23 protein-coding genes and 1 tRNA gene are annotated in these 24042 nt (G+C 71.7%); 13 read left to right on the forward strand and 11 right to left on the reverse strand.

Features of this window, described 5'->3' with window-relative positions; all coding sequences use genetic code 11:
• Positions 1-44 precede the first annotated feature (44 nt).
• From paaA to IF73_RS0102775, 6 genes are all read left to right on the forward strand, one after another.
• A complete protein-coding gene (gene paaA, locus IF73_RS0102750; protein ID WP_031003017.1) occupies positions 45-1058 on the forward strand; it encodes a 1,2-phenylacetyl-CoA epoxidase subunit PaaA in 1014 nt (337 codons plus the stop codon).
• The gene (gene paaB / locus IF73_RS0102755; protein ID WP_030493720.1) at positions 1055-1342 is read left to right on the forward strand and encodes a 1,2-phenylacetyl-CoA epoxidase subunit PaaB; all 288 of its coding nucleotides are present in this window, start codon (positions 1055-1057) and stop codon (positions 1340-1342) included. Before paaA ends, paaB begins: the two co-directional genes overlap by 4 nt.
• Complete coding sequence (gene paaC, locus IF73_RS0102760) at positions 1339-2118, forward strand: 1,2-phenylacetyl-CoA epoxidase subunit PaaC (RefSeq protein WP_031003019.1); 780 nt, start codon at positions 1339-1341, stop codon at positions 2116-2118. Before paaB ends, paaC begins: the two co-directional genes overlap by 4 nt.
• Complete coding sequence (gene paaD / locus IF73_RS0102765) at positions 2112-2615, forward strand: 1,2-phenylacetyl-CoA epoxidase subunit PaaD (protein ID WP_031003021.1); 504 nt, start codon at positions 2112-2114, stop codon at positions 2613-2615. Before paaC ends, paaD begins: the two co-directional genes overlap by 7 nt.
• Positions 2616-3677, forward strand: coding sequence for a 2Fe-2S iron-sulfur cluster-binding protein (locus IF73_RS0102770; RefSeq protein ID WP_031003023.1), 1062 nt, complete (start codon positions 2616-2618; stop codon positions 3675-3677).
• Positions 3678-3775: 98 nt separating this feature from the next.
• Positions 3776-4909 (forward strand): acyl-CoA dehydrogenase family protein, encoded by a 1134-nt coding sequence (locus tag IF73_RS0102775; RefSeq protein WP_031003025.1) that lies wholly within the window; start codon positions 3776-3778, stop codon positions 4907-4909.
• A gap of 22 nt (positions 4910-4931) precedes the next feature.
• Here the strand turns inward: IF73_RS0102775 and IF73_RS0102780 are convergent, their stop codons facing one another.
• The 4 genes from IF73_RS0102780 to IF73_RS0102795 form a co-directional block, all read right to left on the reverse strand.
• Entirely contained in the window at positions 4932-5273 is a 342-nt protein-coding gene (locus IF73_RS0102780) for a rhodanese-like domain-containing protein (protein ID WP_031003026.1), read from the reverse strand.
• Positions 5274-5323: 50 nt separating this feature from the next.
• Positions 5324-6118 carry a J domain-containing protein gene (locus IF73_RS0102785; protein WP_031003028.1) on the reverse strand — a complete coding sequence of 265 codons (795 nt, stop codon included), beginning with the start codon at positions 6116-6118 and terminating at the stop codon, positions 5324-5326.
• 279 nt (positions 6119-6397) lie between these two features.
• Positions 6398-7846 (reverse strand): DUF2252 domain-containing protein, encoded by a 1449-nt coding sequence (locus IF73_RS0102790; RefSeq protein WP_031003030.1) that lies wholly within the window; start codon positions 7844-7846, stop codon positions 6398-6400.
• A gap of 180 nt (positions 7847-8026) precedes the next feature.
• On the reverse strand, positions 8027-9082 hold the full coding sequence (locus IF73_RS0102795; RefSeq protein ID WP_031003032.1) for a hypothetical protein: 1056 nt from the start codon (positions 9080-9082) through the stop codon (positions 8027-8029).
• 97 nt (positions 9083-9179) lie between these two features.
• Between IF73_RS0102795 and IF73_RS0102800 the strand changes: the two genes are divergently transcribed.
• Complete coding sequence (locus IF73_RS0102800) at positions 9180-9644, forward strand: MarR family winged helix-turn-helix transcriptional regulator (protein WP_031003034.1); 465 nt, start codon at positions 9180-9182, stop codon at positions 9642-9644.
• Between the two features lie 79 nt (positions 9645-9723).
• On the opposite strand, the gene IF73_RS0102805 is transcribed toward IF73_RS0102800, so the two are convergent.
• From IF73_RS0102805 to IF73_RS0102815, 3 genes are all read right to left on the reverse strand, one after another.
• Entirely contained in the window at positions 9724-10359 is a 636-nt protein-coding gene (locus IF73_RS0102805; protein WP_031003036.1) for a response regulator, read from the reverse strand.
• Positions 10360-10447: 88 nt separating this feature from the next.
• Positions 10448-12154, reverse strand: coding sequence for a sensor histidine kinase (locus tag IF73_RS0102810; RefSeq protein ID WP_037878136.1), 1707 nt, complete (start codon positions 12152-12154; stop codon positions 10448-10450).
• A 244-nt stretch (positions 12155-12398) separates the two neighbouring features.
• A tRNA-Leu gene (locus IF73_RS0102815) sits at positions 12399-12485 on the reverse strand.
• Positions 12486-13155: 670 nt separating this feature from the next.
• On the opposite strand from IF73_RS0102815, the gene IF73_RS0102820 reads away from it, so the two are divergent.
• The 6 genes from IF73_RS0102820 (at position 13156) to pknB (ending at position 21239) form a co-directional block, all read left to right on the forward strand.
• Complete coding sequence (locus IF73_RS0102820) at positions 13156-13986, forward strand: FhaA domain-containing protein (RefSeq protein ID WP_031003041.1); 831 nt, start codon at positions 13156-13158, stop codon at positions 13984-13986.
• Positions 13987-13996: 10 nt separating this feature from the next.
• Positions 13997-14521: an FHA domain-containing protein FhaB/FipA gene (locus tag IF73_RS0102825; protein ID WP_031003043.1), complete on the forward strand. Its 525-nt coding sequence runs from the start codon at positions 13997-13999 to the stop codon at positions 14519-14521.
• Positions 14522-14617: 96 nt separating this feature from the next.
• Positions 14618-16117 (forward strand): Stp1/IreP family PP2C-type Ser/Thr phosphatase, encoded by a 1500-nt coding sequence (locus IF73_RS0102830; RefSeq protein ID WP_031003044.1) that lies wholly within the window; start codon positions 14618-14620, stop codon positions 16115-16117.
• Between the two features lie 26 nt (positions 16118-16143).
• A complete protein-coding gene (locus tag IF73_RS0102835) occupies positions 16144-17583 on the forward strand; it encodes an FtsW/RodA/SpoVE family cell cycle protein (RefSeq protein WP_031003046.1) in 1440 nt (479 codons plus the stop codon).
• Positions 17580-19040: a peptidoglycan D,D-transpeptidase FtsI family protein gene (locus IF73_RS0102840; RefSeq protein ID WP_031003047.1), complete on the forward strand. Its 1461-nt coding sequence runs from the start codon at positions 17580-17582 to the stop codon at positions 19038-19040. Before IF73_RS0102835 ends, IF73_RS0102840 begins: the two co-directional genes overlap by 4 nt.
• A 153-nt stretch (positions 19041-19193) precedes the next feature.
• A complete protein-coding gene (gene pknB / locus IF73_RS0102845; RefSeq protein WP_031003048.1) occupies positions 19194-21239 on the forward strand; it encodes a Stk1 family PASTA domain-containing Ser/Thr kinase in 2046 nt (681 codons plus the stop codon).
• A gap of 85 nt (positions 21240-21324) precedes the next feature.
• Here the strand turns inward: pknB and IF73_RS0102850 are convergent, their stop codons facing one another.
• Genes IF73_RS0102850 through IF73_RS41365 form a run of 4 tightly spaced genes read right to left on the reverse strand, consistent with a single transcriptional unit; the run spans position 21325 to position 24002 of the window.
• The gene (locus IF73_RS0102850) at positions 21325-22002 is read right to left on the reverse strand and encodes a class E sortase (RefSeq protein ID WP_031003049.1); all 678 of its coding nucleotides are present in this window, start codon (positions 22000-22002) and stop codon (positions 21325-21327) included.
• A gap of 37 nt (positions 22003-22039) precedes the next feature.
• Positions 22040-23209 carry a class E sortase gene (locus tag IF73_RS0102855; protein ID WP_031003051.1) on the reverse strand — a complete coding sequence of 390 codons (1170 nt, stop codon included), beginning with the start codon at positions 23207-23209 and terminating at the stop codon, positions 22040-22042.
• Entirely contained in the window at positions 23206-23844 is a 639-nt protein-coding gene (locus tag IF73_RS0102860; protein ID WP_031003052.1) for an aminodeoxychorismate/anthranilate synthase component II, read from the reverse strand. The genes IF73_RS0102855 and IF73_RS0102860 overlap by 4 nt, the downstream gene beginning before the upstream one ends.
• Positions 23841-24002: a hypothetical protein gene (locus IF73_RS41365; protein ID WP_030685828.1), complete on the reverse strand. Its 162-nt coding sequence runs from the start codon at positions 24000-24002 to the stop codon at positions 23841-23843. Before IF73_RS41365 ends, IF73_RS0102860 begins: the two co-directional genes overlap by 4 nt.
• Between the last annotated feature and the right edge of the window lie 40 nt (positions 24003-24042).

Here is a 24042-nt window from a genome sequence, read left to right on the forward strand (position 1 = left end):
CCATTGAAGTCATTCAACCGAACGATCGGTCGGTAGGGGGTCCGATGACCGCAGGGACGGCAGGGACGGCAGTGACCGCGGAAGCGCCCGGCACGGATGCCGCGGACGCGGCGGCACAGGCCGCCCGCGAGGCGGTGTTCGACGCCGCCGTGGCCGCCGACGAGCGCATCGAGCCGCGCGACTGGATGCCGGAGGCGTACCGCGCCTCCCTCGTCCGCCAGATCGCGCAGCACGCCCACTCCGAGATCATCGGCATGCAGCCCGAGGCCAACTGGATCACCCGCGCGCCCTCGCTGCGCCGCAAGGCCATCCTCATGGCCAAGGTCCAGGACGAGGCCGGCCACGGCCTGTACCTCTACAGCGCCGCCGAGACCCTCGGCGTCAGCCGCGACGAGCTCCTCGACAAGCTCCACAGCGGCCGCCAGAAGTACTCCTCGATCTTCAACTACCCCACCCTCACCTGGGCCGACGTCGGCGCCATCGGCTGGCTCGTGGACGGCGCCGCCATCACCAACCAGGTCCCCCTCTGCCGCTGCTCCTACGGCCCGTACGCCCGGGCCATGGTCCGCGTCTGCAAGGAGGAGTCCTTCCACCAGCGCCAGGGATACGAGGCGCTGCTCGCCCTCTCCCGCGGCACCGAGGCCCAGCACGCCATGGCCCAGGACGCGGTGGACCGCTGGTGGTGGCCGTCCCTCATGATGTTCGGCCCGCCCGACGACGTGTCGACCCACTCGGAACAGGCCATGGCCTGGAAGATCAAGCGCCACTCCAACGACGAACTGCGCCAGCGCTTCGTCGACATCGCCGCCCCGCAGGCGGAGGCCCTCGGCCTCACCCTCCCCGACCCCGACCTGAAGTGGAACGAGGAGCGCGGGCACTACGACTTCGGCCCCATCGACTGGGACGAGTTCTGGGACGTGCTCAAGGGCAACGGCCCCTGCAACGACCAGCGGATCACCAAGCGCCGCCAGGCCCACGAGGACGGCGCCTGGGTCAGAGAGGCCGCCGCGGCCTACGCGCGCAAGCACACCGGACAGCACGGGGAGGCACAGGCATGAGCAGCGACACTTGGCCCCTGTGGGAGGTGTTCGTGCGCTCCCGCCGAGGGCTCTCCCACACCCACGCCGGCAGCCTCCACGCCCCCGACGCGGAGATGGCCCTGCGCAACGCCCGGGACCTCTACACCCGCCGGATGGAAGGCGTCTCCCTCTGGGTCGTGCCCTCCGCCGCCATCACCGCCTCCTCCCCGGACGAGAAGGACCCCTTCTTCGAGCCGGCCGCCGACAAGCCCTACCGGCACCCGACCTTCTACGAGATCCCGGAGGGGGTGAAGCACCTGTGACCACCACCCACACCACCGACCCCGGCGACACCACCGGCACCACGCCCGCCGCACCGGCCGCCGACCCGGCCGTCACCGCCGCGGCCCTCGCCCTCGGCGACGACGCCCTCGTCCTCGCCCAGCGCCTGGGGGAGTGGGCCGGCAGCGCCCCCGTCCTGGAGGAGGAGGTCGCCCTCGCCAACATCGCGCTCGACCTCCTCGGCCAGGCCCGCGTCCTGCTCTCCCTCGCCGGCGACGAGGACGAACTCGCCTTCCTCCGCGAGGAGCGCGCCTTCCGCAACGTCCAGCTGGTCGAGCAGCCCAACGGCGACTTCGCCCACACCATCGCCCGCCAGCTGTACTTCTCCACCTACCAGCGGCTCCTCTACGCCGCCCTCGCCGACGGCGACGGCCCGCTCGCCGGACTCGCCGGCAAGGCCGTCAAGGAAGTCGCCTACCACCAGGACCACGCCGAGCACTGGACCCTCCGCCTCGGCGACGGCACCGACGAGAGCCACCGCCGCATGCAGACGGCCTGCGACGCCCTCTGGCGGTACACCGGAGAGCTCTTCCAGCCCCTCGACGGCCTCGGCCTCGACACCACCACCCTCGAAGCCGCCTGGCTGGACTCCGTCACCGCGGTCCTCACCCGCGCCGGCCTCACCGTCCCCACCGGCCCCCGCACCGGCGCCTGGCGCGCCGGAGCCGGCCGCCAGGGCCTCCACACCGAACACTTCGGCCGGATGCTCGCCGAGATGCAGCACCTCCACCGCAGCCACCCGGGGGCGACATGGTGACCGCCACCACCACCCCGCTCGAAGCGGAACTGGCCCGGATCGCCGGCGCCGTCCCCGACCCCGAGCTGCCCGTCCTCACCCTCGCCGAACTCGGCGTGCTCCGCGGCGTCCACGTCACCGGCCCCGGCCGCGTCGAGGTCGCCCTCACCCCCACCTACACCGGCTGCCCCGCCGTCGAGACGATGTCCACCGACATCGAGCACGCCCTCCACGAGCACGGCATCCCCGAGGTCACCGTCGTCACCGTCCTCGCCCCCGCCTGGTCCACCGACGACATCAGCGAGGAAGGCCGCCGCAAGCTCACCGAGTTCGGCATCGCCCCGCCCCGCCCCCAGGGCCCGGCCGGCGGACCCGTCGCCCTCACCCTGGCCATCCGCTGCCCCCACTGCGGCTCCACCGACACCGAACTCCTCAGCCGCTTCTCCTCCACCGCCTGCAAGGCCCTGCGCCGCTGCGCCGCCTGCCGCGAACCCTTCGACCACTTCAAGGAGCTGTAGATGTTCCATCCGCTCCCGGTGAGCCGGGTCGAGCGGCTCACCGACGACTCCGTGGCCGTCACCTTCGCGGTCCCCGACGACCTCCACGAGACCTTCCGGCACCGCCCCGGACAGCACCTCGCCCTGCGCCGCACCGACGAGTCCGGCCAGGAGATCCGCCGCACCTACTCGATCTGCTCCCCCGCCGCCCCGGCCGGCGAGCGGCCCGAACTCCGTGTCGGCATCCGCCTCGTCGACGGCGGCGCCTTCTCCACCTGGGCCCTCAAGGAGCTCACCCCCGGCCACACCGTCGAGGTCATGGCCCCCACCGGCCGGTTCGTCCTCGACCCGCGCCCCGGCCACTTCGCCGCCGTCGCCGGCGGCAGCGGCATCACCCCCGTACTCTCCATGGCCGCCACCCTCCTCGACCGCGAACCCGAGGCCCGGTTCTGCCTGATCCGCAGCGACCGCACCGCCGCCTCCACGATGTTCCTCGACGAGGTCGCCGACCTGAAGGACCGTCACCCCGACCGGTTCCAGCTCGTCACCGTCCTCTCCCGCGAGGAGCAGCAGGCCGGCCTCCCCTCCGGCCGCCTCGACGAGGACCGGCTCACCGCCCTCCTGCCCGCCCTCCTCCCGGTCGGCGCCATCGACGGCTGGTTCCTCTGCGGCCCCTACGGCCTCGTCCAGGGCGCCGAGCGGGCCCTGCGCGGCCTCGGCGTCGACCGCGCCCGCGTCCACCAGGAGATCTTCCACGTCGACGACGGCTCGGGCCCCGCGCCCGTGCCCACCGCCGACACCCCCGCCCACGCCACCCTCACGGCCACGCTCCACGGCCGCTCCGGCACCTGGCCCGTGGAGCGCGGCGAGAGCCTCCTCGACACCGTCCTGCGCGCCCGCTCCGACGCCCCCTACGCCTGCAAGGGCGGAGTCTGCGGCACCTGCCGCGCCTTCGTCGTCGGCGGCGAGGTCCGCATGGACCGCAACTTCGCCCTCGAACCGGAGGAGACCGACGCCGGCTACGTCCTGGCCTGCCAGTCCCACCCGGCCACCCCGGACGTGGAGCTGGACTTCGACCGCTGACAGCCCATTCCCTTCCGCTAGAACCTGTTCTATCTTGACGGCCCGTCAGAAAAGCGGCACCTGACGGGCCGCCGGAACAGCAACGGAAGGACAGGGCCATGGACTTCACGTTCACCGAGGAACAGCAGGCGGCCGCGGAGACGGCCCGCACCGTCTTCGCCGACGTCGCACCCGACGCCGTACCCAGCCCCGCCCTCACCCCCACCGCCGTCGCCGACGACCTCGACCGCCCCCTGTGGCAGCGCCTCGCCGCCACCGACCTCCTCGGACTCCTCGTCGCACCCGAGCACGGCGGCACCGGCCTCGACCCCGTCGCCCTCTGCCTCGTCCTGCGCGAATCGGCCCGCGTCCTGGCCCGCGTCCCCCTCCTGGAGACCACCGCCGTCACCCACGTCGTCCAGCGGCACGCCCCGGCCGGCACCGCCGCCGCGCTCCTGCCCGACGTCACCGCCGGACGACTCGTCCTCACCGCCGCCGCCCACGGCACCACCGGCCACGAACCCGCCGAGCGAGCCGTCACCGCCCGGCACGACGGCACCCACTGGATCCTCGACGGCACCACCGACCACGTCCCGTGGGCCCACCACGCCGACCTCACCGCCGTCCCGGCCCACACCGCCGACGGCCACACCGTCCTCGCCCTGGTCCCCAGCGGCCACCCGGACCTCACCCTCGACGCCCAGTACGGCACCCACGGCGAACGCCTCGCCCGGCTACGCCTCGACGGCGCCCGCCTCCCCGCCGACCGGGTCCTCGACTCCGCGGACGCCTGGCCCGCCCTCCGCGCCCTGCTCACCACCGGAACCTGCGCGCTCGCCCTCGGCCTCGGCGAACAGGTCCTCACCATGACGAGCCAGTACACCGGCAAGCGGGAACAGTTCGGCCACCCCGTCGCCACGTTCCAGGCCGTCGCCGTCCAGACCGCCGACCGCTACATCGACCTCCGCGCGATGGAGGCCACCCTGTGGCAGGCCGCCTGGCGCGTCTCCACCGACGCCGACACGGCGCTGCCCGCCGAGGCGGACCTCGCCGTCGCCAAGATCTGGGCGGCCGAAGGCGTCCGCCGGGTCGTCCAGACCGCCCAGCACCTGCACGGCGGCTTCGGCGCCGACACCGACTACCCGCTGCACCGCTACCACGCCTGGGCGAAGTACCTCGAACTCTCCCTCGGCCCGGCCGCCGCCCACGAGGAGGCCCTCGGCGACCTCATCGCCACCCACCCCCTGGGATGACCCCCACGAAGGAGGCCAGGGCTCAGGCGACGAACCCCGGCCCGCTGTCCGACACCACGGGACGCCCGGCACCCTCCCAGGCCACCATCCCGCCGTCCACGTTCACCGCGTCATAGCCCTGCTGCACCAGGTACTGCGTGACCTGCGCCGAACGGCCGCCCACCCGGCACATCACATAGGCGCGGCCGTGCTCGGCAAGCTGCTCACCGACCTCGGCGAACCGCGCCACGAAGTCGCTCATCGGCACGTGCAGCGCACCCTCGACCCGGCCGGCCGCCCACTCGTCGTCCTCCCGCACGTCCAGCACCAGGGCATCAGCGGGCACGGACGCGGCGGGCACCGACGGCAGCGGGGCGAAACTCATGGCACTGACCTTCTCTCGTGTACGGCGGAACCGCCTCGACCTGAAAAAACCTACTGCACCAGCGTGGCCAGCTCGGCCTCACGCTCGGACACCTGGCCGCGCAGCTGCTCGGCGATCTCCTCCAGCAGCCGGTCCGGGTCCTCCGGCGCCAGCCGCAGCATCGACCCGATCGCGCTGTCCTCCAGCTCCCGCGCCAGCGCCGACAGCAGGTCCTTGCGCTGCGCCAGCCACTCCAGCCGCGCGTACAGCTCCTCGCTCTCGCTCAGCCGCTCCTCGGCCGGCACCGGACCGGCCTCCCACTCGTCGGCGAGCTCACGCAACAGCCCCTCGTCGCCGCGCGCGTAAGCGGCGTTCACCCGGGTGATGAACTCCTCCCGCCGCTTCCGCTCGTCGTCCTCACGGGCCAGGTCGGGATGCGCCTTGCGCGCCAGCTCGCGGTAGAGCCGGCGCACCTCCTCGCTGGGCCGCACCCGCTGCGGCGGCTGCACCGGCCGCTCGGTCAGCATCGCGGCCGCCTCGGGGGAGAGCCCGTCGGAGTCGATCCAGTCGTCGAAGAGCACCTCGACCCCCGGCAGCGGCAGCACCGCGGCCCGCGCCTCCCGCGCCAGCCGCAGATCCTCCGGGTCACCGGTCCGCGCCGCCCGCGCCTCCGCGATCGACGCGTCCAGCTCGTCGAGCCGCGCGTACATCGGCCCCAGCTTCTGGTGGTGCAGCCGCGAGAAGTTCTCCACCTCGACCCGGAAGGTCTCCACGGCGATCTCGAACTCGATCAGCGCCTGCTCGGCCACCCGAACAGCCCGCTCCAACCGAGCCTCCGGCCGCTCCCCACCCTCCCCGGCCGCCACACCGGCGTCGGGCTCCGGGTCGGACGCCCGACGCTGCTCCCGCTGCGAACCCGGGCCCGGCTCCGGCTCCTGGCCCTGCCCCAGCTCCCGGTCCCGGTCCTGGTCCTGGTCCCGGCCCTGGCCCTGGTCCTGGTGCTCGCCCTGGTCCTCGCTCACGTTCACGCCCGCCCACGTCCTCGTTCCGGCCCGACCCCTCAAGCGTAGGTCCTCACAAGGGGGCCCCTCCCCCCTCCCTCCCCCTCCCTCCCCTCCCCCTCGTTCACTTCTCAGGCGCCCGGCTCAGACACCCAGCTCAGCCGCCATGCGTCCGCTGCGGATGGCCGTGAGCAGGTCGGCGTGGTCCTCGGTGGTGCGGTCGGCGTAGGTGACCGCGAAGGCGGCGACGGCCTCGTCGAACTCCTCGTTCTTGCCGCAGTAGCCGGCTATCAGGCGCGGGTCGGCACTGTGGGCGTGGGCGCGGGCGAGGAGCGCGCCGGTCATGCGGCCGTAGTCGTCGACCTGGTCGGCGGTGAGCGCGGCGGGGTCGACGCTGCCCTTGCGGTTGCGGAACTGGCGCACCTGGAAGGGGCGCCCGTCGACCGTGGTCCAGCCGAGCAGGATGTCGCTGACCACTTGCATGCGCTTCTGCCCGAGGACGACGCGGCGGCCCTCGTGGCCGGGGTCGGGGACGGCGAACCCGGCGGCGGGCAGGTGGGGCAGCAGCACGGACGGCCGGGCTTCCTTCACCTGGAGGACGAGCGGTTCGCCGCGGTGGTCGAGGAGCAGGACGACATAGGAGCGGGTGCCGACGCTGCCGGTGCCGACGACCCGGAAGGCGACGTCGTGGACGGCGTACCGGGCGAGGAGCGGGCGGCGGTCCTCGGAGACGGTCTCCAGGTAGCCGCCGAGGGCGGCGGTGACGGCCGCGGCCTCGGCGTCGGGCACCCGGCGCAGGACGGGAGGCGCGTCGACGAAGCGGCGTCCGCCGCCGTCGGTGTCGGCGACGGTCTCGGTGGAGCGGGCGGCGAACCGGGCGCTGGTGTTGTTGCGGGCCTTGGCGGAGACGCGCTCCAGGGTGCCGAGGAGGTCGCGGGCGTCGGTGTGGGAGACGAGCTCCTCGTCGGGTATCGCGTTCCAGGCGTCGTGGGCGGGGAGCCGGGCAAGGAGGCGCATGGTGCGCCGGTAGGCGCCGACGGTGTCGAAGGCGGCGGCCCGGCAGGTGTCCTCGTCCGCGCCGACCACCCGGCCGGCGAGGACGAGGGAGGTGGCGAGCCGCTTGAGGTCCCATTCCCAGGGGCCGACGACGGTCTCGTCGAAGTCGTTGAGGTCCATCACGAGCCGGCCGCGGGCGTCGCCGTAGAGGCCGAAGTTGGCGGCGTGGGCGTCGCCGCACAGCTGGGCGGCGATGCCGGTGACGGGGGTGCCGACGAGGTCGTGGGCCATGAGGCCGGCGGAGCCGCGCAGGAACGCGAAGGGGTTGGCGGCCATGCGGCCGACGCGGATGGGGGTGAGTTCGGGGACGCGGCCGCGGCTGGACTCCTCGACGGCGCGGACGGCGTCGGGGCGCCCGGCGGGGAGGTCGAGCCGCGCGTGGGAGGAGCGGGGGACTGCGGTCCGCAGCTGCTTCCCGCGCGCCCTGGGGGAGTGCTCCGTGGTGCCGCCGCGCCGTGCGAATCCGGGCACGTGCGGGATGCGCTCCCCGCCTGCTTCTCCACGCTGTCCTGGCACGACGGCCTGAATCTCGCCCATGGGACGACCTCCCCCGATGACTGGTCCGACACGTTTCGATGAGTTCCGGGCCTGACGGTACAGCCGCTCTTGATCGGCCGTCTCCCCCTGTGGACAACGGCCTGTGGAAAACCTTCGACCCCCTGGTCGGACGGCTCGGAGGACGCTGCCGGCTCGGAGGTCTCTGCCGGCTCCGACGCGTCAGACGGCCACGGCCTCCTCCATCTCTTCCTCGGCCTCGGCCCCCTTCGCCTCGGCCCGCTTCGCCGCGGCGGCGGCCAGGGCGTTCCGCCGCGCCTCGGTGCGGCCGGCGAGGGTGACGAGGACGACGCCGGCGAGGAGCCAGAGGACGAGGACGAGGACGTTGCCGCCGAGGGCGTGCCCGTCGAGGTAGACGTGGCCGCGGATGCCTTCGACGAGGCCGGCGCCGTTCCAGAAGGCGTGCAGGGAGCCGAAGAAGCCGGGCTGGAGCTCCGGCCGGTAGATGCCGCCGGAGCTCGTGAAGTTGAGCATGACGAAGAGGACCATCACGCCGAGCGTGGTCCAGCGGCGGAGGTAGGTGTGGAGGCCGATGCCGATGAGGAGGATGCCGGCGGCGTAGAGCCAGGAGAGGGCCCAGACGCCGGCGAGGCCGTGGTCGACGAGGTGGAAGACGGGGCCGGCGAAGAGGGTGCCGATGAGGCTGACGACGAGGGAGGTGCCGGCGGCGAGGAGGGCGCGGATCCGCATGGGGAGGGCGGCTCCGGCGGCTCCGATGACGGCGACGGAGGCGTAGGCGCCGATGCTGACGGCGACGAGGAGGAAGAAGACGCCCTGGCCGGTGGGGTCGCCGGAGGCGGTGGGGGCGAGGTCGGTGACCTTGAGGGGGGCGTCCTGTCGGGCGGCGACCTCGGTGAAGACCTTCTCGACGGCCATGGCGCTGGTGTCGGAGGAGGCGGAGGCGACGAGGAGCTCGGGGTGGTCGCCGGGGATGTAGGCGCCGAAGCTGTCCTGCCGGCGGAGGGCGGTGGCGGCGGTGGCCCGGTCGGGGACGGTGCGGACGTCGAGGGCGCCGGCGCCCTTGTCCTGGAGGGTCTGCGCGAGGACCTGGGCGGCGGGGCCGGAGCCGACGACGTCGACGCGGAGGTCGTGGGGCTGGGGGGCGTGGAAGGCGCCGAGGTAGGCGAGGCCCATGCCCAGGCACATGAGGAGGGGGGTGAGGAGGTGCCCGAGGACGTGCCGCAGGGCGCCGGCGGTGGGGTGGGGTCCTGTGGACACCGTGACCTCCGAGGCTTTGGTTGGCTTTTACAACTAAAGAACCGTTGTACTATACAACTGAAAGCCCGGAGGGGGCGAGTGCGGCAAGGGAGCCCATATGTCCGACGTCGGCGGCGAGGCGCCGCGCGAGGCGTCCGTGGACGTCATCCAGCGCGAGCTGACGGCCTTCGCGCGCCGGGCCCGCGCCGCCGCGGCCCGCGTCCACCCGGAGCTCCCGCTCGTCTCGTACACGCTCCTCGCCCACATCGAGGACCAGCGCGGCTGCCGCGCCACGGATCTCGCGGCGCACTACCTGCTGGACAAGTCGACGGTCAGCCGCCAGCTGGCGGGCCTGGAGAAGCTGGGCCTGGTGGAGCGCCGGCCCGCCCCGGACGACCACCGGGTGCAGGGGCTGCATCCGACGGAGGCCGGTCTCGCGGTGCTCGCCACCGCCCAGGCCAACCGTCGCGCCGCCTATCAGGAGCGCCTGAAGGACTGGTCCGGCGAGGACCTGGCCCGGTTCGCCGAGTACCTCCTCCGCTACAACGCCGCGGGCTCCGCCGGCCTCCCCGACCCCTCGTGACCCCGACGCCCGACGCCCGACGCCCCCGCGCCGGCGCCCGCCCCCACCCGTCGCCCCCTCAGGGCCGGTGACCTCGCCGCTACAGCCCGGCGTCGCGGGCGAGGAGCGCCGCCTGGACGCGGTTGTCGCACTGGAGCTTGGCGAGGATCCTGCTGACGTACGTCTTCACGGTCGCCTCGCTCATGTGCAGCCGGCGGCCCGCGTCGGCGTTGGAGAGGCCCTCGCCGAGGAGTGCGAGGACCTCCCGCTCCTTCTCGCCGAGCGCGGCGACCCGGCCGCGGGCCTCTTCGGCGCGGGCGGTCTCGCGGCCGGAGGCGAGCCGTTCGACGACGTGCCGGGTCGCCGCGGGCGAGAGGTAGGCGTCGCCGGCGGCCGCGGCCCGTACGGCGCCGATCAGTTCGGCGGGGGCGGTGTCCTTCAGCAGGAAGCCGGCGCTGCCGTGCTCCAGCGCCCGCAGCACGTTCTCGCGCTCGCCGAAGGTGGTCAGGACGATCACCCGCGCCCCCGGGGCGGCCCTGCGCAGCTCGGGGAGGGCGGAGAGCCCGTCGAGGACCGGCATCTGGATGTCGAGCAGAACGACGTCGGCTGCGTGCGCGCGGGCCGCGTCGACGGCCTCGCGCCCGTTCGCGGCCTCGGCGACCACGTGGATGTCCGGATCGGAGTTGAGGATCATCCGGATCCCCGCCCTGATCAGCGGCTCGTCGTCGGCCACCACGACCTTGACGGTCCTTCCGGACCGTCCCGTCCGCCCTGACAGCACTACGCCTCTCCCCCAACGCCTCCGGTACGAGGCGGCCGTGACGCTACGGCCGCACCTCGTACGCCTTCTTCTCGATCAGCTTGCCGTCCTTGAAGCAGAACCGGAAAACGGGCTCGGTGTCGAAGTCGTCGCTCATCTCGGTGGAGAGGAAGGTGAGGCAGGCGGCGCCCTTGGGCTCGGGCGGCGCGCCGTCGCCCGAGGTGGCCATGGCCGCGAGGGAGTCGCCGTCGGGCAGCATGGGCCGGACGTCCTTCTCCGCCATGCCGACCTCGATGGACTCGTACTTCGCGGGCGTGACCATCGCGTCCTGGACCGAGCCGACGAAGTGGTAGATGCCGAGGCCGGCGGCGACGACGAGGACGACGAGCGCCGCGAAGGCGATGCCGCAGCCGATTGCGATCGATCCGCCGGTGCTGCGGGTCTTCCCTCCGTGCAGTGCCATCGCCAACTCCCGTTCCGTGAAACTCCAGTCGGGCTCTCCGACCGGTACGGGACGAGCCTCCCCGCCGAAGGGCTTCGTCGACTGCTGCCGGAAGTCGTCGGCGGCGTCGACCAAAGGCGCCGATTCGCCGGTCGGTGCGGAGCCGTACGGCAGCATTCCGGCGACCCGGAAGCCTCCGCCGTCGGCGGGTCCGGCGTGGCACATGCCGCCGACGAGCCGGGCCCGTTCCTCGAGTCCGGCCAGCCCCTGGCCGCCGCTGACGACCCCCTTCGCGGGCCCTGCGGGCGGCTCCTCATTGAAGATCTCGACGACGAAGGTGTCGGGCTCGTAGCGCAGTTCGACGCTGATGGCGGCGCCCGGGGCGTACTTGTAGGCGTTGGTGAGCGCTTCCTGTGCCATGCGGTACGCGGCGTGTCCGGCGGCCGGCTCCAGGGGCCGCTCGTCGCCGATCCGCCGCAGCGTGACGCGGGTCCCGGCGGCACGTGCGGAGGCGACGAGTCCTTCGATGCCGGCGAGCCCGCGGGCGGCCCGTCCGCTCTCGTCGCCGGTTCCCACCGGTCCGGTGTCGGGGTCGGCGGCCTCGGTGCCGTCGCGGAGTATGCCGACGACCTCCCGCAGTTCGTGCATGGCGGTCACGGAGGCGTTCCGCAGCACGCCGACGACCTCGCGCTGCCGCTCGGTCAGTTCGCGGTCGACCTCCAGCGCGCCGGTGTGGACGGCGATCAGGGCGAGTTGGTGGCCGAGGCTGTCGTGCATGTCCTGGGCGATGCGCTGGCGTTCCCTCAGCCGGGCGTTCCGCCCGATCATCGCCCGCTCGCGCACCAGCTGTACGTTGCGCTCCTGGAGGGCGTGCAGGAGGGTGCGGCGCTGGGCCCAGTAGCGGTGGGCGAGGCCGGGGGCGAGGGTGGTGCCGAGGTAGTAGAGGGTCGCCATGAAGGCGACGGTCAGCATCCGCTGCTGGTCCCAGACGTCGATCAGCGTGGCGGCGACGTTGAGGACGTAGGCGGCGATGAACGCGTGCAGGGCCCGGCCGACGCCGACGATGTGACCGCCGGCGGACCAGCCGAGGACGAGCAGCAGCGGGCCGAGGCCGGGGACGACGGGGCTGAGCGCGGCGGTGACGACGAGCACGGTGGCGGGGAAACGGCGGCGCAGCAGCGACAGCACGGCCGAGGCGGCGGCGACCGCGGCGAGCTGCCGGCCCTCGCCGCCGAGGAGTTCCTCCGTGCCGGCGGCGAGCAGCGCCACGACGGCGGTGAGGGCCGACTCGCCGACCGTCCTGCGCCGTGACCATTCCCCCGCGGGCACGAGCCATCTCCACGCGGCGGCCGTCCTGGTTCCGATCCCGCGCCCGACCGCCGTCGGCGTCGTTCCCCCACTCGTCGCTTCCACGCTCGCACCCTAGGCAGCGTCAGGAGCCCCAGGCTTCTCTCTTTCGTCGCGACCCGGAGCGACGAAAGGAGGTGCACGGCGATGGAGGGGACGTGGGAAGCGTCACATGCCGGGGAGAACGCAGAAGCCCCGTAGGTCTGGGACCTACGGGGCTTCCGTCTGGTGCGCGAGGGGGGAGTTGAACCCCCACGCCCTTTCGGGCACTGGAACCTGAATCCAGCGCGTCTGCCTATTCCGCCACCCGCGCATTGGGTGGTCTCCCGGTCTCTCACCTTTTCGGTGGGAGCGCCTGGCGACATCTGAAGATTAGCACGTCGCGGACGGTGGATTCACATCCGTTGTTTCGGCCCTCCGTGAGCAGAACAGAGGTGAGGGAGGGGCGACGGGAGGAGGGCGACGGCGAAGGGAGCGGGGACGGCGATGCGGGCGGCAGGGACAGGGACGACAGGCGCGACAGGGCGACCGCTCCCCCTGCCGCCCAGCCCCGAGTGAAGCCCCTGCCGCCCCACAACGCCCTCCACCGCCACCGATGCCGAAGCGAACCCCTCGCCCCGGCCCCTCCGGGCCCTCTCGGGGGAAGCCCTGAGAGTCGCCGCGCGCACCGGAGGGGAGAAGTAGGGAGAAGAAGGAGAGAAGGGACACAGGGGAGAGAGGGGAGAGATGGGAGAGACAGGGGAGAAGCGGGAGGTTGCGGCGTCGGCGGCACTTCCCGACGCGCGCACTCGCGTACTCCGCCCCTCCTGTCGGACAGCCGCGTGCGGGACACTGTCCACAGGCCCCCTCTACGATCCCTGGGGGGAGGGCCTGTGAGAGGTGACACTCGTCCACAGGGCAGAGAAGGGGAACCAGCCGATTTCCCGACGCGTGGATACGATCAGTAAGCAGTACCAGGACGGCAACGACGGAGGAGGTGCCCCATGGGAGTCCTGAAGCGTTTCGAGCAGCGTCTCGAAGGTCTGGTCAACGGCACCTTCGCCAAGGTGTTCAAGTCCGAGGTCCAGCCGGTCGAGATCGCCGGCGCGCTCCAGCGCGAGTGCGACAACAACGCGCAGATCTGGAACCGCGAGCGGACCGTCGTCCCCAATGACTTCATCGTGGAGCTGAGCGCGCCCGACTACGAGCGTCTGAGCCCCTACTCGGGCCAGCTGGGCGACGAGCTCGCCGGCCTGGTCCGCGACTACGCCAAGCAGCAGCGGTACACCTTCATGGGCCCGATCAAGGTCCACCTGGAGAAGGCCGACGACCTCGACACCGGGCTGTACCGGGTGCGCAGCCGTACGCTCGCGTCGAGCGCGTCCCAGCCGCAGCCGCACGGCGGCCAGCACCAGCCTCAGGGGCAGGGCGGCGGCTACGGGTACCCGCAGGGGGCCCCGGCCGGGGCCCCGCCGATGCCGTCCTCGCCGCCGCCCGGCGGCGCGGGTCACCGGCCGGCCGGCGGCGGCCGTCCTCCGGCGGCCGGCGGCGCCCAGGTGCGCCGCTGGATCGAGATCAACGGCAACCGCCACCAGATCTCCCGCCCGACCCTGGTCCTCGGCCGCAGCACCGACGCGGACGTGAGGATCGACGATCCCGGCGTGTCCCGCCGGCACTGCGAGATCCGGACCGGAACGCCCTCGACGATCCAGGATCTCGGATCCACCAACGGCATCGTGGTGGACGGGCAGCACACCACCCGCGCTACGCTCCGCGACGGCTCGCGGATCGTCGTGGGCAGCACCACCATCGTTTACCGGCAAGCCGAAGGGTGAAGCGGGGGCAATGTCAGAGCTGACCCTGACGGTCATGCGGCTGGGTTTCCTGGCCGTTCTGTGGCTGTTCGTCATCGTGGCCGTCCAGGTCATCCGTAGCGACCTGTTCGGTACGCGGGTGACCCAGCGCGGCTCCCGCCGCCAGGAGGCGCGACCCCAGCAGGGCGGGCGGCAGCCCGCCGCGCCGCCGCAGCAGCGCGCGCAGCAGCAGCCGGCCGGCGGTGGCCGGTCGCGCCGCGGCGCCCCGACGAAGCTGGTCGTCTCCGAGGGCACCCTCACCGGCACGACCGTGGCCCTCCAGGGCCAGACGATCACCCTGGGCCGGGCGCACGACTCGACGATCGTGCTGGACGACGACTACGCGTCCAGCCGGCACGCCCGGATCTACCCCGACCGGGACGGCCAGTGGATCGTCGAGGACCTCGGGTCCACGAACGGCACCTACCTGGACCGGACCCGCCTCACCACCGCAACGCCGATTCCGCTGGGGGCGCCGATCCGCATCGGCAAGACCGTCATCGAGCTGCGGAAGTAGTACGACAATGAGCGAGCTGACCGGAGCGACCGGAGGGCGGGCAGTGTGGGTCGAGACCGGCTGTACCCCGATGCAGCGGCGACAGGGCAGGTGGGCATGAGTCTCTCCCTGCGATTCGCCGCGGGCTCGCACAAGGGCATGATCCGCGAGGGCAACGAGGACTCCGGCTACGCCGGTCCCCGGCTGCTCGCGATCGCCGACGGCATGGGCGGCCAGGCCGCCGGCGAGGTCGCCTCCTCCGAGGTGATCTCCACGCTCGTCACGCTCGACGACGACATCCCCGGCTCCGACATCCTCACCTCGCTCGGTACGGCGGTGCAGCGCGCCAACGACCAGCTCCGGATGATGGTCGAGGAGGACCCGCAGCTGGAGGGCATGGGCACCACGCTCACCGCCCTGCTGTGGACCGGACAGCGGCTCGGCCTCGTGCACGTCGGCGACTCGCGCGCCTACCTGCTGCGCGACGGCGTCCTCACCCAGATCACCCAGGACCACACCTGGGTCCAGCGGCTCGTCGACGAGGGCCGGATCACCGAGGAAGAGGCCACCACCCACCCCCAGCGCTCGCTCCTCATGCGCGCGCTGGGCAGCGGCGACCACGTCGAGCCCGACCTCTCCATCCGTGAGGTCCGCGCCGGCGACCGGTACCTGATCTGCTCCGACGGCCTGTCCGGCGTGGTGTCCCACCAGACCCTGGAGGACACCCTCGCCAGCTACCAGGGCCCGCAGGAGACGGTGCAGGAGCTGATCCAGCTCGCGCTGCGCGGCGGCGGCCCCGACAACATCACGGTGATCGTCGCCGACGTCCTCGACGTCGACGGCGGCGACACCCTCGCCGGCCACCTCAGCGACACCCCGGTCGTCGTCGGCGCGGTCGCCGAGAACCAGCAGCAGCTGAACGACGGCGGCGCGATGCAGACCCCGGCCGGCCGCGCCTCCGGGCTCGGCCGCCCCGCCCACCACCAGCCCCCCGCCGGCGGCTTCGGCCCACCCGGCAGCGGCGACGACCACGGCTACGGCTCGATGCCGCCGCACGGCGCCTTCGACGCGTACACCGACGACGACTTCGTCAAGCCGCGGAAGAAGCGGCGGTGGATCGGGCGCACCGTGATCCTCGTCCTCGCGCTCGGCGTCCTCGCCGGCGGCGCGTACGGCGGCTGGTGCTGGACCCAGACCCAGTACTACGTGGGCTCCAACGCCGAGCACGTGGCGCTGTACCGGGGCATCAGCCAGGACCTCGCCTGGGTGAAGCTCTCGGAGGTCGAGAAGGACCACCCCGAGATCGAACTCAAGTACCTCCCCGCCTACCAGCGGAAGCAGGTCGAGGACACCATCGCGGGCGGCAGCCTCGCCAAGGCCCAGACGAAGATCTCCGAGCTGGCGGTCCAGGCTTCGGCCTGCAAGAAGACCGAAGAGCGCCGCGTGGCCAAGGAGAAGGCCGACAAGGAGAAGGCCGCCGAGGCGGCCGAGAAGCCGGCCGACGGCGACAGCGCCGACGCCAAGCCCGACCCCAAGCCCACCGCAGCCGCTCCGACCCCGGGTCCCACCCTCACCTCGGAGGAGCAGAAGCTGGCCTCGAACTGCGGCAAGCAGTAAGCACCCGTAGGGGGCCTGTCACCACCATGAGCGTTGTCACCAACACGACCACCATCGGCGCGATCGAGGCGCCGAGCCGCCGCAACACGGAGCTGGCGCTCCTCGGCTTCGCCGTCGCCATCCCGGTGTTCGCGTACCTCAACGTCGGGCTCGCGCTGGACGGCGAAGTCCCGGCCGGCATGCTCGGGTACGGGCTCGGCCTGGCGCTCCTCGCGACCGTCGCCCACCTCGTGGTGCGCAAGTGGGCCCCGTACGCGGACCCGCTGCTGCTGCCGCTGGCGACCCTGCTCAACGGCATGGGCCTGGTGCTGATCTGGCGACTGGACCAGTCGCCGCGGCTGATCGCGACGTCGATGCGGCTGTACAAGAGCTTCAGCCCGGACGCGCCCAGCCAGATGATGTACTCGGCGATCGGCATCGCCATGTTCGTCGGTGTGCTGCTGCTGCTCAAGGACCACCGCGTCCTGCAGCGCTACACGTACATCTCCATGGTGGTGGCGCTCGTCCTGCTGCTGCTGCCGCTCGTCCCGGGCCTCGGCGCGGACGTGTTCGGCGCCAAGATCTGGATCCGGATCGGCGGCTTCTCCATCCAGCCCGGTGAGTTCGCCAAGCTCGTCCTCGCGATCTTCTTCTCCGGCTACCTGATGGTGAAGCGGGACGCGCTGGCCCTGGCCAGCCGCCGCTTCATGGGGCTCTACCTGCCCCGCGGCCGCGACCTCGGCCCGATCCTGACGATCTGGGCGGTCAGCCTCCTCATCCTGGTCTTCGAGAACGACCTCGGTACCTCGCTGCTGTTCTTCGGCATGTTCGTGATCATGCTGTACGTGGCCACCGAGCGGACCAGCTGGATCGTCATGGGTCTGCTCATGGCCGTCGCCGGCGCGGTGGTCGTGGGTTCCACGGCGGGTCACGTGAAGTCGCGTGTGGCGGCCTGGCTCGACCCCTTCGGCTGTCTGGAGACGGCCACCGACCAGAACATGCTGAACGCCTGTGACCAGATGACCCAGGTGCTCATGTCGTTCGGTTCGGGCGGCATCCTCGGCACCGGTCTCGGGCAGGGCAACTCCGACCTGATCAGCTTCGCCGCCAACTCCGACTTCATCTTCGCCACCGTCGGCGAGGAGCTCGGTCTCGCCGGCGTCATGGTCTTCCTGCTGCTGTACGGCCTGATCATCGAGCGCGGCATCCGTACCGCCCTCGCCGCCCGCGACCCCTTCGGCAAGCTGCTGGCGATGGGTCTCTCCGGCGCCTTCGCGCTGCAGATCTTCGTCGTCGCCGGCGGTGTGATGGGCCTCATCCCGCTCACCGGTATGACGATGCCGTTCCTCGCGTACGGCGGTTCGTCCGTGATCGCCAACTGGGCCCTGATCGGCATCCTGATCCGGATCAGCGACACCGCGCGCCGCCCCGCGCCCGCCCCCGCACCGAACCCCGACGCCGAGATGACCCAGGTGGTCCGTCCGTGAACAAGCCGCTGCGCCGGGTCGCGATCTTCTGCGGCCTGCTCGTCCTCGCCCTGCTCCTGCGCGACAACTGGCTCCAGTTCGTGCGCGCCGACGAGCTGAACGCGCACCCGAAGAACACCCGCGTCCGCATCGAGCGGTACGCCAACGAGCGCGGCAACATCATCGTCGACGGCAAGCCGATCACCGGCTCCGTCGACTCCGGCGGCAACTACTACAAGTACAAGCGGACCTACGTGAACGGCCCCATGTGGGCGCCGGTCACCGGGTACGCCTCGCAGGTGTACGACGCCAACTTCATCGAGAAGATCGAGGACGGCATCCTCACCGGCAACGACGACCGGCTCTTCTTCGACCGCACCCTGTCGATGTTCACCGGCGAGAAGAAGCGCGGCGGCGACGTCGTCACCACCCTCAACGGCGCCGCCCAGAAGGCCGCCTTCGAGGGCCTGGGGAAGAACACCGGCGCCGTGGTCGCGATCGAGCCGTCGACCGGCAAGATTCTGGCGCTGGCGTCCACCCCCTCGTACGACCCCTCCACGATCGCGGGCAGCGACGACGAGAAGGCGTGGGTGGCGCTGACCGAGTCCAAGGCCAAGCCGATGCAGAACCGCGCGCTGCGCGAGATCTACCCCCCCGGCTCGGTCTTCAAGGTCGTGACCGCGGCCGCCGCCCTGGAGGCCGGCAAGGTCACGGACATCGACGCGGCGACCGAGACGCCCGAGGGCTGGAAGATCCCGCTCTCCACCGTCCCGATGAAGAACCACTCGGGCGGCTGCGCCAACGCCAGCCTCAACGAGGCGCTGCGGATCTCCTGCAACTCGGTCTTCGCCAAGCTCGGTGACGACGTCGGCGTCGAGAAGATGAACGAGATGGCGGAGAAGTTCGGCTTCAACGCCGAGCAGTTCACCCCCGTCCGGTCCGCCGCCTCGGTCTACGACAAGAAGGCCGACCGCGGTGGCAACGCGCTCTCCTCCATCGGCCAGTTCAACACCGCGACCACCCCGCTCCAGATGGCGATGGTCACGGCGGCGATCGCGAACGACGGCAAGCTGATGAAGCCGTACATGATCGACCAGCTGCGGGCGCCGAACCTGGACGTCATCAAGCAGAACGAGCCGGAGCAGCTGAGCCAGCCGGTCTCCCCGGAGAACGCGCAGAAGCTCCAGGCCATGATGGAGAACGTGGTCGCCAAGGGCACCGGCGGCAAGGCCGACCTGAACATGTCCGGCGTGAAGGTCGGCGGCAAGACCGGTACCGCGCAGCACGGCGAGAAGAACGCCAAGCGCCCGTACGCGTGGTTCATCTCGTACGCCAAGACGGACCAGGGTTCCCCCGTCGCGGTCGCCGTGATCGTCGAGGACGCCGAGGGCGTCGGCCGTGAGGACATCAGCGGTGGCGGCCTGGCCGCGCCGATCGCGAAGGCGGTCATGAAGGCGGTTCTGAAGAGCCGCGGCTGATCTTGCGAAGGGCCGGTGCCCCCCAGGTACCGGTCAGGTATCAGCTGCCCTCCGCGCGCGGTACGGCTCTTCGGGGCCGGTACCGTATGCGCGGACAGCACACACCGCCGGACCACGGTGCGGTCGGGACAGACGGAGAGGGCTGGATCAACTATGGAAGAGCCGCGTCGCCTCGGCGGCCGGTACGAGCTGGGCTCGGTGCTCGGCCGCGGTGGCATGGCCGAGGTGTACCTCGCCCAGGACACCCGGCTCGGCCGCACCGTCGCCGTGAAGACGCTGCGGGCCGACCTGGCCCGTGACCCGTCCTTCCAGGCCCGGTTCCGCCGCGAGGCACAGTCCGCCGCCTCCCTGAACCACCCGGCGATCGTCGCCGTCTACGACACCGGCGAGGACTACGTCGACGGGGTCTCCATCCCGTACATCGTGATGGAGTACGTCGACGGCTCGACCCTCCGCGAGCTGCTGCACTCCGGCCGCAAGCTGCTGCCGGAGCGGACGCTGGAGATGACCGTCGGCATCCTGCAGGCGCTGGAGTACTCGCACCGCGCCGGCATCGTGCACCGCGACATCAAGCCCGCCAACGTGATGCTGACCCGCACCGGCCAGGTCAAGGTCATGGACTTCGGCATCGCGCGCGCGATGGGCGACGCGGGCATGACCATGACGCAGACCGCCGCGGTCATCGGCACCGCCCAGTACCTCTCCCCGGAGCAGGCCAAGGGCGAGCAGGTCGACGCCCGGTCCGACCTGTACTCCACCGGCTGCCTGCTGTACGAACTCCTCACCGTCCGGCCGCCGTTCATCGGCGACTCCCCCGTGGCCGTCGCCTACCAGCACGTCCGGGAAGAGCCGCAGCCGCCGAGTAACTTCGACGCCGAGATCACGCCCGAGATGGACGCCATCGTCCTGAAGGCGCTGGTCAAGGACCCCGACTACCGCTACCAGTCCGCCGACGAGATGCGCGCGGACATCGAGGCGTGCCTCGACGGGCAGCCGGTCGCGGCCGCCGCCGCGATGGGCATGGGCGGCGCCCCGGCGTACAACGGCTACGGCTACCCGCCGGAGGACCAGCCGACCACCGCGCTGCGCCAGGCCGACCCGGTCGGCCAGACGTCGATGATGCCGCCGGTGTCGCCGGACGGCGGGGGCTATGGCGGGTACGACGGTTACGACGACCGTCCGGACCGCCGCCGCGGCGGCCAGAAGAAGTCGAACGCCTCGACGATCCTGCTGGCGCTCTGCGGTGTCCTGGTCCTGGTCGGCGCGATCTTCATCGCCCAGTACCTGATGAACACCAACGACACCCCGCAGCAGACGACGGTGCCGCAGCTCGTCGGCCAGAAGATGGACGAGGCGCAGAAGTCCGCGGTCAACGCGCAGGTGAAGGTGCAGGAGGCGGGCAGCGAGCGCTGCGAGCAGCCCACCGGCGCGATCTGCCGCCAGAACCCGGCCGCCGACGGCTCCGCCAAGATCGACGTCGACGCCACGATCCAGGTGTGGGTCTCCGAGGGCGCGCCGCTCGTCGAGGTCCCGGACGTCCAGGAGCAGTCGCTGGAGCGGGCCCGGGAGACCCTGGAGGGCAAGGGCTTCAAGGTCAAGGTCGAGGAGGAGGAGTCCGAGGAGGACCCCGGCACCGTCCTGCGGCAGAACCCGCAGAACGGCACCAAGGCCGAGAAGAACTCCGAGGTGACCCTCACGGTCGCCAAGCAGAAGCTGACGCAGCTGCCGGACGTCCGCAACCGTGACATCAACCTGGCGCTGCAGCAGCTGAACGGCCTCGGCTTCACCAACGTGAAGCAGGAGGAGGTCGACAACGACCAGCCCAAGGGCATGGTCCTGGAGCAGACCCCCGGCGGCCCCAGCAACCAGCCGCTGGACGTCGCGATCGTCCTGAAGGTCTCCAAGGGCCCGGCGGTGACCCAGGTCCAGATCCCGGCCGACATCGTCGGGAAGACGCTCAAGGAGGTCCGGGACAACCTCCAGGGCCAGGGCGTCACGGTCACCGTGGTCGGCGTCGACAAGGACGACGCCCGGGTGTTCCAGTCGAACCCGCCCGCGGGTTCCATGGTCAAGCAGGGCGACACGGTCACCCTGGTCACCGTGGACGGCGGCGGCGGTGGCAACCCCGGTGGCGGCGACCAGCAGGGCGGCGGCGACAACAACAACGGCGAGAGCAACATCGGCGGCTGGTTCGACTAGCCCCGGTCCGCCGGTCGGTACGAGGGGAGAGCCCCGGAGTCCTTCACAGGACTCCGGGGCTCTCCCCTTTCTGCTCGCGCCCGCCTCAGCGCAGTTCGGCCGGCGGGGTGCGGTTCGCGTCGACCTTCTCGGTGCGGGCCAGTTCGCCCCAGACGATGTAGCGGTAGTCCGAGGTGTACATGGGGGTGCAGGTGGTGAGGGTGATGTACCGGCCGGGCGTGGTCTTGCCGGACTCCTCGGGGACCGGCTGGAGGACGTCCACGTTGTACTTCGTGGTCTCCGGGAGGGTCTTGTAGACCTTGTAGACGTACCAGGTGTCCTTGGACTCGAAGACGATCGGATCGCCGTTCTTCAACTTGTGGATGTTGTGGAACTTGGCGCCGTGGCCGTCGCGGTGCGCGGCCAGGGTGAAGTTGCCCTCCTTGTCCTGCGGGAGGGCCGACTTGACCGGTTCGGTGTAGTAGCCGGCGACGCCGTTGTTGAGGATGGGGCTCTCGGTGCCGCGCTTCACCAGGATCTCGTCGCCGCCGAAGGCGGGGACGTGGAGGAAGCCGAGGCCGCCCTTGGTGTCGAGGGCGCCGGGGCCCTGGTCGGCCCATTCGCCGCGGACCTGGGCGCCTTCCTTGTCGGCGGCGCGGTCGGCGAGGACGTTCGTCCACCACAGCGAGTAGACGACGAAGAGTCCGAGCACGAGGCCGGCTGTGATGAGGAGTTCGCCGAAGACGCTGATGAGCCCGGCGATCCGGTTGCGCGCGCGTGACACTGGGTCGGCCCTCGTCCCTTCTGGAGGTGTTGGGGTCTCAGCCTACGAGCGCGCTCGGCTTTCCCTTGCTGCGCGGCCGTTCCTCGACCAGCTTTCCCCACACGATCATGCGGTAGGTGCTGGTGAACTCGGGCGTGCAGGTGGTCAGCGTGATGTACCGGCCGGGCTTGGTGAAGCCGGAGCCCTTGGGGATCGGGTCGATGACGGCGATGTTCGACGGCGGGGTCTGCGGCAGGATGCTCGCCATCGCGTAGGTGTAGTAGGCGTCCTGCGTCTCGACCACGATCGGGTCGCCGGGCTTGAGGCGGTTGATGTAGCGGAACGGTTCGCCGTGGGTGTTGCGGTGGCCGGCGACCGCGAAGTTGCCCTGCTTGTCGGAGGGCATGGCGGTCTTCAGCTTGCCCTCGCCGTAGTGGCCGACCATGCCCTTGTCGAGGACCTTGGGCTTGCTGATGCCCTCGGCGACGGGGACGACGACGTCGAGCTTGGGGATGTACATGATGGCGAAGCCCTCGCCGGGGGCGAAGACGTCCGGCTTGCTCTCGCCCTTGGCCCAGGTGTCCTCGATCCGCTCCTTGGCCTGGTTGGTCTCCTGGCCGGCGAGGACGTTGGTCCACCACAGCTGGTAGGCGACGAAGAGGAGCATGACGACGCCGAGGGTGATGAACAGCTCGCCGACGACGACGCCGACGCTGTCCTTGGCCGCCTTGGCCTCGCGGGCGGCGCGGCGCGCCTCGACCCGCGAGAGGGGCCGCGCGGGGGCGTCCGCGCCCTGGTCGCCGTCGGCCGCGGGGGCCGGTGCGGCGGCCCTGCGGCTCTTCCCGCGGCCCTGCTTGGCGGCGGCCCGGCGCCGCTCGGCCCGTCCCGGCCCGGGAAGGGGCTCCACGGGCCGCGGGGGCTCCTCGGCGACCTGGGGCAGCTCCCGCGTCTCGCCGGCCCCGTACGGCTCATGTATGGGCTCGTAGGAGGTCTCCTGCGGGACCTGCGGGGCTTCGGGGGCCCGGGGGGTCTCCGGGACCTCGTACGCCTGCGGCTCGTACGGGTACGGCGCCTGGTTCCCGTACGCGGTCTCGTACGAGGGCTCGGGCTGGTACGGATACGCGTACGGGCCCTGCTGCTCGTACGGCTGCGGGGGCCCCTGCTCCTCGGGTATCGGCTCGGCTCCTGGCTGCCCGGTGGGCCGGAACCACGGCGAGCCCGTGGTCACGCGACGGCCTTGCCCACCACCGGCGCGAGCCCCGCGGACCGGCCGACCGCGCCCTTGTCTCCGCACTGCACCAGCCAGTTGGCGAGCATCAGGTGGCCGTGCTCGGTGAGCACCGACTCGGGGTGGAACTGGACTCCCTCGACGGGCAGTTCGCGGTGGCGGAGGCCCATGATGATGCCGTCCTCGGTCCGCGCGGTCACTTCGAGCTCGGCCGGCAGGTCGGCCGGCTCGGCGGCGAGCGAGTGGTAGCGGGTGGCGGTGAACGGCGAGGGGAGGCCGGTGAAGACGCCCTTGCCCTCGTGGAGGACGGGCGAGGTCTTGCCGTGCAGCAGCTCGGGGGCGCGGTCGACGACGCCGCCGTAGGCGACGGCCATCGACTGCATGCCGAGACAGACGCCGAAGATCGGGACGCCGGTGGCGGCGCAGTGCCGCACCATGTCGATGCAGACGCCGGCCTGCTCGGGGGCGCCCGGGCCGGGCGACAGCAGCACGCCGTCGAAGCCGTCCTGGGCGTGGCTCAGCTCCACCTCGTCGTTGCGGACCACCTCGCACTCGGCGCCGAGCTGGTAGAGGTACTGCACGAGGTTGAAGACGAAGCTGTCGTAGTTGTCGACGACGAGAATTCGCGCGCTCACTGGCCGTCCACCGTCACATCGTTGAACGGAAGCAGAGGCTCCGCCCAGGGGAACACGTACTGGAAGAGCACGTAGACGACCGCGAGGACCAGCACGACCGAGATCAGCGCCCTCACCCAGGCGTTGCCCGGCAGATGCCGCCAGATCCATCCGTACATGACGTCCGACGCCCCTTCCGTTCGTTACGGGCACCAGAGT

Source organism: Streptomyces sp. NRRL F-5727 (assembly GCF_000719555.1).
GTDB lineage: Bacteria > Actinomycetota > Actinomycetes > Streptomycetales > Streptomycetaceae > Streptomyces.